12 protein-coding genes are annotated in these 11,543 nt (G+C 65.2%); 4 read left to right on the plus strand and 8 right to left on the minus strand.

What is annotated here, in order from left to right:
• Positions 1-74: 74 nt before the first annotated feature.
• On the minus strand, positions 75-1,340 hold the full coding sequence (locus QSV46_RS14010) for a cytochrome P450 (protein ID WP_314951819.1): 1,266 nt from the start codon (positions 1,338-1,340) through the stop codon (positions 75-77).
• A 417-nt stretch (positions 1,341-1,757) separates the two neighbouring features.
• On the opposite strand from QSV46_RS14010, the gene QSV46_RS14015 reads away from it, so the two are divergent.
• Both QSV46_RS14015 and QSV46_RS14020 read left to right on the plus strand, forming a co-directional pair.
• Positions 1,758-2,903 (plus strand): YjgN family protein, encoded by a 1,146-nt coding sequence (locus QSV46_RS14015; RefSeq protein WP_314952009.1) that lies wholly within the window; start codon positions 1,758-1,760, stop codon positions 2,901-2,903.
• Between the two features lie 3 nt (positions 2,904-2,906).
• Positions 2,907-4,016 carry a M48 family metallopeptidase gene (locus QSV46_RS14020; protein ID WP_314951823.1) on the plus strand — a complete coding sequence of 370 codons (1,110 nt, stop codon included), beginning with the start codon at positions 2,907-2,909 and terminating at the stop codon, positions 4,014-4,016.
• Between the two features lie 17 nt (positions 4,017-4,033).
• Here the strand turns inward: QSV46_RS14020 and QSV46_RS14025 are convergent, their stop codons facing one another.
• The 5 genes from QSV46_RS14025 to QSV46_RS14045 all read right to left on the minus strand — a co-directional run bounded on the left by QSV46_RS14025 (position 4,034) and on the right by QSV46_RS14045 (position 7,831).
• Positions 4,034-4,246, minus strand: a complete 213-nt coding sequence (locus QSV46_RS14025; RefSeq protein WP_314951826.1) for a hypothetical protein — start codon at positions 4,244-4,246, stop codon at positions 4,034-4,036.
• Between the two features lie 79 nt (positions 4,247-4,325).
• Positions 4,326-4,955, minus strand: coding sequence for a uracil phosphoribosyltransferase (gene upp, locus QSV46_RS14030; RefSeq protein ID WP_247358081.1), 630 nt, complete (start codon positions 4,953-4,955; stop codon positions 4,326-4,328).
• 57 nt (positions 4,956-5,012) lie between these two features.
• Entirely contained in the window at positions 5,013-6,251 is a 1,239-nt protein-coding gene (locus QSV46_RS14035; RefSeq protein ID WP_314951831.1) for a URC4/urg3 family protein, read from the minus strand.
• Positions 6,252-6,256: 5 nt separating this feature from the next.
• The gene (locus QSV46_RS14040) at positions 6,257-7,513 is read right to left on the minus strand and encodes a GTP cyclohydrolase II (protein ID WP_314951834.1); all 1,257 of its coding nucleotides are present in this window, start codon (positions 7,511-7,513) and stop codon (positions 6,257-6,259) included.
• Between the two features lie 87 nt (positions 7,514-7,600).
• On the minus strand, positions 7,601-7,831 hold the full coding sequence (locus tag QSV46_RS14045; protein ID WP_314951837.1) for a hypothetical protein: 231 nt from the start codon (positions 7,829-7,831) through the stop codon (positions 7,601-7,603).
• Between QSV46_RS14045 and QSV46_RS14050 the strand changes: the two genes are divergently transcribed.
• Complete coding sequence (locus QSV46_RS14050) at positions 7,830-8,957, plus strand: threonine synthase (protein ID WP_314951840.1); 1,128 nt, start codon at positions 7,830-7,832, stop codon at positions 8,955-8,957. The genes QSV46_RS14045 and QSV46_RS14050 overlap by 2 nt on opposite strands.
• A gap of 91 nt (positions 8,958-9,048) precedes the next feature.
• Positions 9,049-9,855 carry a class I SAM-dependent methyltransferase gene (locus tag QSV46_RS14055; RefSeq protein WP_314951842.1) on the plus strand — a complete coding sequence of 269 codons (807 nt, stop codon included), beginning with the start codon at positions 9,049-9,051 and terminating at the stop codon, positions 9,853-9,855.
• Between the two features lie 69 nt (positions 9,856-9,924).
• Here the strand turns inward: QSV46_RS14055 and QSV46_RS14060 are convergent, their stop codons facing one another.
• Together QSV46_RS14060 and QSV46_RS14065 are read right to left on the minus strand one after the other, a co-directional pair.
• A complete protein-coding gene (locus QSV46_RS14060; protein WP_314951845.1) occupies positions 9,925-10,740 on the minus strand; it encodes a DUF2927 domain-containing protein in 816 nt (271 codons plus the stop codon).
• 86 nt (positions 10,741-10,826) lie between these two features.
• Positions 10,827-11,405, minus strand: a complete 579-nt coding sequence (locus tag QSV46_RS14065) for a L,D-transpeptidase (RefSeq protein WP_314951848.1) — start codon at positions 11,403-11,405, stop codon at positions 10,827-10,829.
• Positions 11,406-11,543 lie beyond the last annotated feature (138 nt).

Consider the following 11,543-nt stretch of genomic DNA (forward strand, 5'->3'; position numbering starts at 1 on the left):
GGTTCTCTTTTCGCCTCTCGCCACGCTTGTCCGCCGAAGCCTTGGCCAAGGCGGATGCGAGAGAGGGAATTAACTCACGCCGCAATCTTCACCGGCAAGGTTTCCAGTCCCTTTACGAAACTCGAATAGACCCGCCTGGGTTCGCCGACCACGTCAATATGGTCGAAGCGCTTGAGAATCTCTTCCCAAATAATCTTGAGCTGGAGTTCGGCAAGCCGCAAGCCGACGCAGCGGTGAATGCCGAAGCCGAAGGAGAGATGCGTGCGCGGGCGGGCGCGATCGATGATGAAATCGTAGGGCTTTTCGATCGCCTCCTCGTCGCGGTTGCCCGAGACGTACCACATCACGACCTTGTCACCTTTCTTGATCTGCTTGCCCCGGAACTCGAAGTCGGCAAGCGCGGTGCGGCGCATATGCGCAAGCGGCGTCTGCCAGCGGATCACCTCCGGCACGAAGCTGTCGAGCAGCGCGGGGTTCTCGCGCAGCTTGCGATACTGCTCCGGATGCTGGCTCAGTGCATGGATCGAGCCCGACATCGTGTTGCGGGTGGTGTCGTTGCCGCCGACGATCAAGAGGATGAGATTGCCGAGGAAGTTCTTGGCATCCATGTGACGGGTTGCGTCGCTGTGCGCCATCATCGACAGCAAATCGCTCTTCGGCGGCTGCTCGATGCGCTCCTTCCAGAGGCGCGCGAAATAGCCGGCGCACTCCGCAAGTTCGGCCTGCCGCTCGTCTTCGGTGGCGACGAGGCCGTCGGGACCGGGAATGGTGGTGGCGATGTCCGACCAGCGCGTCAGCTTGCGGCGGTCCTCCCAGGGGAAGTCGAACAGCACCGCCAGCATCTGCGTGGTCAGTTCGATCGAGACCTGATCCACCCAGTCGAACACCTCGCCGCGCGGGAGATTGTCGAGGCACTCGGTCGAGCGCTTGCGAATGTTGAGCGCGAGATTGTCCAGATGCGTCGGCGTGAACATCGGCGCCACGGTCTTGCGCTGGGCGGCATGGCGCGGCGGGTCCATGGAGATGAAGCTCTCGCGGCGCAGGTCCGGATCGATGTCGCGGATGGTGATGCCGCCGAGCGCGGAGGCCGAGGAGAACACCGAATGATTGGTCTCGATCTCCATGATGTCGTTGTAGCGCGTCACCGACCAGTACGGCCCGAACATCGAGTCCCTGCAATAGTGCACGGGATCTTCCCGGCGCAGCCGATCGAAATAGGGCCAGAACGTATCGGTCCTGAACAATTCCGGGTCACCCGGATCGAACTGCTCCAGCGGAAGTGACGTCGCCCGCGCGCGCAACGCGTCGAGCTTCGCCGCGCTCTCGATGGTCCCATGCATGACCGCTCTCCCTGACATGAACCGCGCGCGTTTTTTATGAATTCTGCGCTGCGGTATTTGATTTGCAATTACAACCCGTTGTCTGCGCCGGAGCAAGGGAGAGTTTTACCACATGGTCTCGCCTCTAGCCCGGATGGAGCGTAAGCGTAATCCGGGATTCGGGCCGCCACTACCGCTGTCCCGGATTGCGCGGAGCCTGTCATCGGGCGGCGCTTTGCGCCGACCCGTTGGCTCCATCCGGGCTACGAAGCTACTGATCTACCAACGTGATCTCCCGCACGTCGTTTGAAGGCAGATCGTGCAAGAATTCGCCTCGAATCGAGCCAAATCGAACCCGCCCGTCTTGGGGATCGACAAATCTGTGATCTATAGTTGACCCCAACAGGTCCGCATCCCGAGGTTGCCGCCGTGAACGACATGCAATGGGCCCCGATCGGCTCCGAACCCCTACCCCCGCCGCTGCCGCCGACGCGGGTTGATTTCACAGGCAACCGCTCCGGGTTCCGCAAAATGGTCACCAAGGGTGCCATGCTGGAGCCCGTCACCTTCGGCTTCTACCGGTTCTGGCTGGTCACCGACATCCGCCGTCATCTGTGGACCAACACCGCGATCGACGGCGATGCCGCCGAATATACCGGCCGCGGCAAGGAGCTCTTGATCGGCTTTCTGTTCGCACTTGCGATCCTGGTGCCGATCTACCTCGCCTATTTCCTCATCGGCATCGAGTTCGAGCGCTGGCAGGGCTTTGCCTCGACGCCGCTGTTCATCAGCTTCTACGCCTTCGGCCAGTTCGCGATTTTTCGCGCGCGGCGCTATCGTTTGACGCGCACGGTCTGGCGCGGCGTCCGGTTCTGGATGGACGGCTCGGGCTGGGCCTATTCGTTCCGCGCCATGCTGTGGGGCCTGCTGGTGTTCCTCACCCTCGGCCTGGCGCTGCCCTGGCGCGCGGCCTCGCTCGAACGCTACAAGATGCGGCATACCCATTACGGTGATTTGCACGGCGATTTCGAAGGCGACGGCTGGACGTTCTTCAAGCGCGGCTGGTGGCTGTGGCTGCTCAGCCCGATCGCGCTTGTCATCTTCCCGCTCGCCCCGTTCTTCTATGCCGAGTTCAAGGCGCGTGAATGGCGCTGGTGGCTCGACGGCATCCGTATCGGCGGCGTCAGCCTGTCCTCGGAGTTGCCGCACAATGCGTTCTACGGCTTGTACTGGAAGGTGATCGGCTGGTGGCTGCTGCTCTCGACCATCTTCGCTGCCTATATGGGCGGCGCCGCCTTGCTCGTCGTCCAGTTGAGCGGCGTTCCGGCCGAGCAGGTGTTCGGGTCCGACAATGCCGCCAAGAGCATTCCGATGGTGGTGGTGATGGTCATCGGTTATTTCGCCGTGGCCCTTGCCATCAACATCGTGATGCGCGTCTATCTGCAGCGCGATCTCTGGGCCAAGGTGCTGGAAACGGTCGAGGTGCACAACATCGCCGCCGCTGCCGATGTGCGCGGCAGCGGTGAGCTGGCCAGCGCACTCGGCGAAGGGTTTGCCGATGGCCTCGATGTCGCGGGATTCTGAACTGTGAGTGAGCTGTCCACCGCGGCCCCGGCGCAGTCTGCCAAGCCGACGATCTACTTCGACGGCGTGTCAAGCCGCAGGCGTCAGGTGACGCTGGCCCTCGGTGACGCCCTCGAGATCGTCGAGGAGGGCGGAACGCCCCTTCGCTGGGCCTATGCCGACATTCGCCGCACCGACAGTCCCGCCGGCGCGTTACGCTTGGCCTCGACATCCGCGCCGCCGCTGGCGCGGCTCGAAATCCGTGACGCTGCGCTCGCCGCCGACGTGACCGTCCGCTGCATGCGTCTCGACGAACACCAGACCTCGCGCCGGGGTGTCGCAAAAATCGTCGGCTGGTCGGTCGCTGCCGCCGTCTCCATCGTTTGCGTCGTGCTGTTCGGCGTCCCGCTCGCCGCCGACCGCCTCGCGCCTCTCGTGCCGAAACCGATCGAGCGGCGCATCGGCGACGCCTCGGAAGTCCAGGTGAAGACGATCTTCGGCCGCCGCGTGTGCGAGGACCCCGCAGGCAAGGCGGCGTTTGCAAAACTCGTCAACCGCTTGCGCGATGCCGCGGGGCTCGACGACGATACCATGACGGCGGGCGTGCTGCCGACCTCGGTGCCGAATGCGTTCGCGCTGCCCGGCGGCAAGGTGTACGTGCTGAAAGGCCTGCTCGACAAAGCCGAAAACCCGGACGAGATCGCCGGCATCCTTGCCCATGAGCTCGGCCACCTCAAGCATTACGACAACATGCGCGGCCTGATCTACAACGGCGGCACCTCGTTCCTGATCGGCCTGCTGTTCGGCGACGTCACCGGCTCCTCCGCCGTGATCTTCGCCTCGCGCAGCGTGGTCGAGGCCTCCTATTCGCGCGAGGCAGAGACCGCCGCCGACACCTTCGCCATCGAGATCATGCACAAGCTCGGCCGCTCGCCGAAGCCCGCGGCCGAGCTGATGTTCCGCATCACCGGCAAGGAAGGCGGCGGCCTCACGTCGATCCTGGCGAGCCATCCGCTGACCGAGGATCGTCTTGCGCGCATGACGAACGAAGACCGCCCCGCCAGCGGTCCGCCGCTGCTCACGGATGCCGAATGGCAGGCGCTGAAGGGGATCTGCGGCAGCGGGAAAGTGTGAGCGGTCGCCGCCAGCGCCTACTTCGCCGGCGCGGCCGGCGGGTTTGAGCCCGTGGTGACGCTGGGGGCATTGTTGGGGCTGGTGCTGGTCGTCTGGGGACCGAACTCGCGCCCATTGTAGAAGAATACGGCTGCGACCACGGCGATCACGAAAATCGCGCCGATCGCCCAGCCCACCGGGCTGTTTTGGCGCGCCCTGTCGGCCCTTCTGTCGTCATCCTGATAGGTCATCGCGCTCTCCATCGTAGAGGAGGAGAACCTCTCGCGATGGAAGCTGTTCCTAAAGAGAGGCGCTGCGGACCCGAGGCACCTATCGCGTCCCGTAAGCGCGGTCGCCGGCATCGCCGAGGCCTGGCAGGATGAAGCCGTTCTCGTCGAGGCCTTCGTCCACCGCGGCGGTCCAGATCGGCACATCCGGATGCAGTCCGCGCAGCCGTTCGAGCCCTTCCGGCGCGGCGATCAGGCAGGCGAGGCGAATGTCCTTTGCGCCGCGCTCCTTCAGCCGGTCGATCGCGGCGACGGCCGTATTGGCGGTGGCGACCACCGGCGTCACCACGATCGCCAGACGCTCGCTGAGATCGGACGGCGATTTGAAGAAATATTCGACCGCGGCAAAGCTGTGCGGCTCGCGATAGAGCCCGATATGCGCGACGCGCGCGGTCGGCACCAGGTCCATCATGCCATCGACGAAGGTCGTGCCGGCGCGCAGCATCGGCACGAACACCAGCTTCTTGCCGGCGATCTTGGCCGAGTGCATCGTCGCCAGCGGCGTCTCGATCACGGTATCGGTGAGCGGCAGGTCACGCGTCACCTCGTAGCACAACAGCATGCCGATCTCCTTGATCAGCTCGCGGAACGACTTTGTCGAGATCGATTTGTCCCGCACCAGCGTCAGCTTGTGCTGCACCAGCGGATGATCGACGATCGTGACGCCTTGCATGATCGGATGCTCCTGAAATTCATCGATACGCAATGGACTACGCTGCGGACGAATTGATTAAAAAACCGTGCCGTCGCTGATCACCTTGAGCGGCGGGGCGCCGTCGGGACGGCGCGCGAAGGCGATGGCGCGGCCCGCGGCCCAGCTACCGCCTTCCAGAATGCTGGCGAGCGGCAGGGTCTCGGGCGTGCGGCCGAGCTTGGCGCGGACGCGCTCGGCCAGCCGGTCGAGCAGTGCGACGGTCAGCGCGCGCCACTCCACGACGAGCAGCGAATCCACCGCATGCGCACGCTCTGCATCCGCGTCGTCGCGCAGGCGCAGCACCTCATGATCGACGAACAGGCCGCCATTGCGGTATTCGGCAAGCCCGGTCAGGCCGTCGATGTCGGTGACGTCAAAGCCCGCGCGCTGGAGCGGCTCGATCAGCGAATAGCTCAGCCATTGCGACAGCTTGTGCAGGGGAACGAGACCGGCGGTCGCGTCGTCAGCCTTGATCGCCGGATGGCGCCAGCAATCGCCGAGCGGAATGCCCGCGAGTTCGAGGCGCGACGGCCAGATCGGCCCAAGCTCATTCAGCACCGCGGACAGGATGGCGGGCGCGGGAAGCGTGCCGCCTTTCGCCTGCGCCGCGATGTGGTCGAACAAGCCGCCCGGCCGCGGCGTATCGTACATACCAAAGCTCTCCGGCCGTTCCGCCGCCAGGTTGCCGAGACGCCGCAGCAGATCAATGCGCCCTTGGAGGCCGAGCAACGGATTGGCATCGCTGACCTGAAACGCGGAGGTGAGAGAGGCGAGAGGCAATTGCGCGAGCACGTTCGCATCGGCCCTGAACCGCGCACGCGCATCGCCGGAGAAGAGGCCGCTTGCGAACATGTCGAAGCTTGCGATCGCAAGCCCCTCCGATCGGCCGATGCCTTGCCCAGTCACCGCATCGCGATATCGCCACGCCGCGCCCGCGCCGGCATCGAGCAGCACGCTGACGATAGCGAGGTCGAACTCGGCGCGCGCGCGCGCCGCGCGATCGGGCCACGACGCTGCGTCCGCAAGCCGCGCCCAGCGATCGAGGTCGCCGAACACAAAGTGACGCCAGCGCGCATGGAAGGGAATCTCCAGCGTCGGATAGGCTTTTCGCGTGACCGCGACCACGGCCTCCGCAACGCCATCCATGCGGTCGAGATCGACCGTGAAATGGTTGAGCCCACCGGCAAGGCCGAGCTCGAGCATCTCGCCCGCCCGCGCGCGAACCGCTCCTGCGCTGAGCAGCGAGCGGGCCTGTTGTTCCAGAGCGTCCGCCATGACGTTCAGTATTTTTCCAGCGAACGCCCGACGATGTCGTTCACGTCCTTTTCGGTCACTTCGTCGGCGGAGTAATACCCGGCGGCCTTCTTCGCGGCGATCTCGACATAGGCATCGGCCGGAATGAGCTCGGGCGGGATCGGCACGCGCTCGACGATGTCGATGCCTTGCGAGGTCAGCGCGTCATACTTCATGTCGCTCATCGACAGGAAGCGGTCGATGCGCTTCAGCCCGAGCCAGTGGATCGTATCCGGCATCAATTGCTGGAAGCGTGCGTCCTGGACGCCGGCGACGCATTCGGTGCGCTCGAAATAGGCTGCGGCCGCATCGCCGTCCTCCTGGCGCTTGCGGGCGTTGTAGACCAGGAATTTGGTGACCTCGCCGAGGGCGCGGCCTTCCTTGCGGTTGTAGACGACGAGCCCGAGCCCGCCCTCCTGCGCGCCGCGCGCGGCTTCCTCGATGCCGTGGATCAAATAGGGCCGGCAGGTACAGATGTCGGAGCCGAACACGTCGGAGCCGTTGCACTCGTCATGCACGCGGCAGGTGATTTTCGTACGATGGTCCGGCAGCTTGGTGACGTCGCCGAACATGTAGACGGTGGTGCCGCCGATCGGCGGCAGAAACACCTTCATGTCCGGCCGGGTCACGAGCTCCGGGAACATGCCGGCGGTCTGCTCGAACAGGGTGCGCCGCAGCTCGGTCTCGCCGGCGCCGAAGCGCTCCGCGAGGCCCGGCAGGTACCACACCGGATCGATCGCGATCTTCACCACCGACACGCTGCCATTGGCATGCACGACCTCGCCGTCGGCGCGCAGCCGCTTTGCGGCGAGCGCTTCGCGGATCTCCGGCAGGTCCAGCCGTGCGCGCGTCACCGCGATGCTCGGGCGGATATCGATGCCCTCGGCGATGTCCTTGCCGAAATTCTCCGCGACCAGATGCCCCCAGGGATCGAGCGCGACGATCTTTGCGGGATCGCGCCATTGCTCGAACGGCCCGATGGTGGCGGCCGGAAACGTGTTGGTGAGATCGGGGCGCCGGATCGGATCGAGCGCGCCGGCGGACACCGCGAGCGCGCGGTACATCGCATAGGAGCCGCCATGGCTGCCGATCACGTTGCGATCCGCAGCGCGCGACACCGTCCCGATGACCGGTCCCCGGGCGCGCGCATCCGCTGCGCCCCAGTGGATCGGGAAGGCGGCCTTCCGGCCCGGCTCCGGATGGGAGGTCAGGCGGATGTGGTCGGTACGGTTCGCGCGGCTCATGTCCAGGCTCCCAAAAAGCCAACGGCCCGCCGCTCGGACGGGCCTGGCTCGGTCGCGTTGCCGATGGGGAACACCGGCGACGCGAGCTCAATCCAACATATTGTAGCGGCTGGCGACGACAGACAAGTTAATCGTGCCGGGCGGCCAAGCGCCGTTCGGGGGCTCGTCCGGATCGGCGAACGACGCCAGAACGTGCTCTATATCTATGTAATCGTTCGAATTTTTGAAGGGGTGGCGTCCACGCGGCCATCCAAACAGGCGACTGGATAAAACCTGCATATTCGGACATATCGAGCGGATCGCCCCGGAGACCGCCATGCCTATCGCCAGCTACATCGACCCCCGCAACCGAAAGCTCTATCCGCTGGACCAGCCGCGCTGGTGCTCGGACGAGCGGACCCCGCTGCTGGTGACGCCCGGAGACGGGATCTCACGCGAGGATGTCGATGGCCGGACGCGCTCGCTCTGGCGCTACCGGGCAGCGCTGCCGGTCGAGATCGCCAAGCCGATCACGCTCGGCGAAGGCTGCACGCCGCTGGTTCAGCAGGAGTGGGGTGAACTGCGTCCGTTCTTCAAGCTCGAATGGTTCAACCCGACCGGCAGCTTCAAGGACCGCGGCTCGGCGGTGATGCTGTCTTTCCTGCGCCAGATCGGCGTCGACGCCATCCTGGAGGACTCGTCCGGCAATGGCGGCTCGTCGATGGCCGGCCTGGGCGCAGCCGGCGGCATGCGCGTGAAGATCCTTGCACCTGCGTCGACGTCGCCGGCCAAGATCGCCCAGGTGCGCGCCTATGGCGCCACAGTGCAACTCGTCGAGGGCCCGCGCGAGGAATCGGAGGCCGAGGCCATCCGCCAGTCGAGCCAGACGTTTTATGCCAGCCACAACTGGCAGCCGTTCTTCCTCGAAGGCACCAAATCGCTCGCCTATGAGATCTGGGAAGACCTCGGTTTTCGCGCCCCCGACAACGTCATCGTCCCGGTCGGCGCCGGCAGCAGCCTTTTGGGTTGCGCCTTCGGGTTCCGCGAACTGCTGAAAGCCGGCCAGATCGCCAGGCTGCCGCGGCTGTTCGCGGCGCAGCCGCTCAATTGTTCGCCGATCGATGCGAGTTTTCGGGCCGGCGTGGACACGCCGGTCGCGCGCGAGGTGCACAAGACCATCGCCGAAGGTACCGCCATCAAGCATCCGCTGCGGCTGCGCGAGATCATCGGCGCGTTGCGCGAGAGCGGCGGCGTCACCGTTGCGCTCACCGAGGATGAGATCGTCGCCGCCCTCCGCCGCCTTGCGCGGCAAGGCCTGTTCGCCGAGCCGACCAGCGCCAGTGCGGCCGCCGCGCTGGGAAAACTCTCCGCCACCGGCGCCATCAAGGCGAACGAGACCACCGTGGCGGTCCTCACCGGCACGGGCCTGAAGGCCGCAACCACGGTTGCCGATCTCGTGCAGTAGTGGCGACGCGACGGCGCTTGCCTCGATGCGTTGAACCTTCGGCGACCCTTGCCAGCCTCATGAAGATCGACTTCGAGTGAAGGAGAGTTCCATGACCGAGCATGATCCGTTTGCAGGTTTCAAGGCAGTCCAGAAGGAAGCCTGGTCGCTGTTTACGCCGATGGAGGTGTTCACGACGCCGAGTGCCGCCAAGCTCGTCGGTTTTGCCGGCGTTGCCGCCGGCCAAAGGCTGCTCGACGTCGGCTGCGGCACCGGCGTCGTCGCGATCACGGCGGCCCGCCGCGGTGCGAAGGTCAGGGGTCTGGACCTGTCTCCGGTGCTGATCGAGCGCGCCCGCGAGCACGCGCAGCTGGCGAATCTCGATATCGACTTCGCCGACGGCGACGCCGAGAGCTTGCCTTTCGGGGGCAACGAGTTCGATGTGGTGCTGAGCCAGTTCGGCCACATGTTCGCTCCGCGCCCCGATGTCACCATTGCCGAGATGCTGCGCGTGCTGAAGCCGGGCGGCACCGTCGCCTTCTCCACCTGGCCTCCGCACCTCTATGTCGGACGGATGTTCGCGCTGATCGGCCGCCATCTGCCGCCCCCCGAGGGCGTGGCATCGCCGGTGCTTTGGGGCGATCCAAAGATCGTCACCGAGCGTCTCGCGGGCAGGGTGAAGGATCTCCGCTTCGAGATGGACATGATGACACCATCTGCACTCAGTCCGCAGCACTACCGCCGCACCATGGAAACGACCATCGGACCCTTGATCAAGCTTGTCGGCCAGTACAAGGACGAGCCGGACAAGCTGCGGAGTTTTCGCAGTGAGTTCGAGGCGCTGATCTCCGAATATTTCGACCCCGGCAACAACGTCATGCGCCAGCAGTACCTGATGACGAAGGCGACGAAGGTGTAAGGACGCTGCGAGAAGGAGCGACGATCGCGACCGCCGCTCCTTCTCCCACAACAAGGGGAAGGAAGTTCTCTACTCCTTCAGATCATTCACGCGCTTCACCCACGCGCGCACATCCGCGAGCACGCCGGGCAGCACCGCCTTGACTTCCGCCACGGTCATCCCCGCCTTGATGCGGGGGTCGTAGAGCAGATTGAGGATGTACTGGTCGTAGACGTCGAAATAACCCATCGAGACGTTGTCGTTGAACATCGTCCAGGGCACGCTCGCGGTGTCGTTGATCGGGCCGAGCGATTGCAGCAGCTCCTCATAGGCGCAGTCGAGGAAGACGAAGTCGCCATTGTCGACGGTCAGGATGACGTCGGAGTGCTCGATCTCGAAATTGTCGTTCTTGCGGAAGCCGGACAGGCATTGCGGATCGAGCGAGGTGCGGATCTCGCGCGCTTTTTCCGCGCCGTAGAAGCTGCTGATCGTGCGAAACAGATCGCGGTCGCGCACCAGTTTCACCCGCACGTTCGCCGCCTCGCTGGTGTCGATCATGGCGATGTCGAGATGCTGCACGCGCTTGCCGATGTCGGCGACGACCCTGGCGAGCTGCGTCTTGCGGTCGGCGCGCTCGCTCTCGGCGAACACGCGCACCGGCCCGTCGAACTTGCGGATGCGGTCGACGCGGCCGGCGAGGTGGTACTCGGCGCCGAACGCGGTCTTCAGAAACCCCTCGACGATTTCGCCGTCGGTGAAGCTCTTCTTCTCGGTGCGCTGGCGCGCGGCGATCGCGGGCAGTTCGCCCGCGACGGCGATGGTACCGGTGTCAGGGACCGCTATGAGCGCGGCGAGCACCAGCAGGGCGATGCGGACGGCAGCCGAGGGCTGGTTGATTGCGCTCATCGTCACCCGACGCTGCCGCATTCGCGTCGCGCGCACAAGTCCGCAAATTCACGCGCCCTGCGGGTTCCCCCTCCAACCGCGCCGCCCTAGTTGTTCAGCACGACCACGGTGGTGCCGACCGAGACGCGGCCATAGAGGTCGCTGACGTCCTCATTGGTCATGCGGAAGCAGCCCGAGGAGACCGCCTGACCGATCGTCTCCGGCTCGTTGGAGCCGTGGATGCGGTACAGCGTCGAGCCCAGATACATCGCGCGTGCGCCGAGCGGATTTTCGACGCCGCCCTTCATGTGGCGCGGCAGGTCGGGCCGGCGGGCCAGCATCTGCGACGGCGGCGTCCAATCCGGCCATTCCTTCTTGGCGGTGATCCTGTGCACCCCGCCCCAGCGGAAGCCGTCGCGGCCGACGCCGATGCCGTAGCGCAGCGCCTGGCCGTTCTGAAGCACCAGATAGAGGCGGCGTTCGCTGGTGTTCACCACGATCGTGCCGGGGGCATAGTTGCCGTTGTACATGACGGTGGTGCGGGGGACCGGGCTGGCACCGCCGCGGAAGAAGTTCGGGCCGCCGCCCATGATGTCGCGCGAGTCGAACTCTTCGGCGAGCGCGCCGCCCGCGGTGGCCGACAGCAGTGCGATGGCGGCAATCGGTACGGCAAAAAACCGGATCATTGTTTCCCCCAGCAAAAATCGATTCAACGAGAGCCACAGGCCATATTTGCAGGGATTTCGCAAGCCACGGGCCCGTGAGGCAGGCCATCCTGGAGTCGGGCCATGCTTAACGATTGGCGTTACCAAATCGGCAACGGC

The organism is Bradyrhizobium cosmicum (assembly GCF_032290525.1).
In the GTDB taxonomy this organism is placed as follows: Bacteria; Pseudomonadota; Alphaproteobacteria; order Rhizobiales; family Xanthobacteraceae; genus Bradyrhizobium; species Bradyrhizobium cosmicum_A.

Excerpts from the sequence above, each read along its gene's own strand:
- QSV46_RS14015 (WP_314952009.1), top strand. The coding sequence starts at position 1,758 with ATGCAATGGGCCCCGATCGGCTCCGAACCCCTACCCCCGCCGCTGCCG.
- QSV46_RS14025 (WP_314951826.1), bottom strand. The coding sequence starts at position 4,246 with ATGACCTATCAGGATGACGACAGAAGGGCCGACAGGGCGCGCCAAAAC.
- QSV46_RS14055 (WP_314951842.1), top strand. The coding sequence starts at position 9,049 with ATGACCGAGCATGATCCGTTTGCAGGTTTCAAGGCAGTCCAGAAGGAA.
- QSV46_RS14060 (WP_314951845.1), bottom strand. The coding sequence starts at position 10,740 with ATGAGCGCAATCAACCAGCCCTCGGCTGCCGTCCGCATCGCCCTGCTG.
- QSV46_RS14050 (WP_314951840.1), top strand. The coding sequence starts at position 7,830 with ATGCCTATCGCCAGCTACATCGACCCCCGCAACCGAAAGCTCTATCCG.
- QSV46_RS14045 (WP_314951837.1), bottom strand. The coding sequence starts at position 7,831 with ATGGCGGTCTCCGGGGCGATCCGCTCGATATGTCCGAATATGCAGGTT.
- QSV46_RS14010 (WP_314951819.1), bottom strand. The coding sequence starts at position 1,340 with ATGCATGGGACCATCGAGAGCGCGGCGAAGCTCGACGCGTTGCGCGCG.
- QSV46_RS14065 (WP_314951848.1), bottom strand. The coding sequence starts at position 11,405 with ATGATCCGGTTTTTTGCCGTACCGATTGCCGCCATCGCACTGCTGTCG.
- QSV46_RS14035 (WP_314951831.1), bottom strand. The coding sequence starts at position 6,251 with ATGGCGGACGCTCTGGAACAACAGGCCCGCTCGCTGCTCAGCGCAGGA.
- QSV46_RS14040 (WP_314951834.1), bottom strand. The coding sequence starts at position 7,513 with ATGAGCCGCGCGAACCGTACCGACCACATCCGCCTGACCTCCCATCCG.
- upp (WP_247358081.1), bottom strand. The coding sequence starts at position 4,955 with ATGCAAGGCGTCACGATCGTCGATCATCCGCTGGTGCAGCACAAGCTG.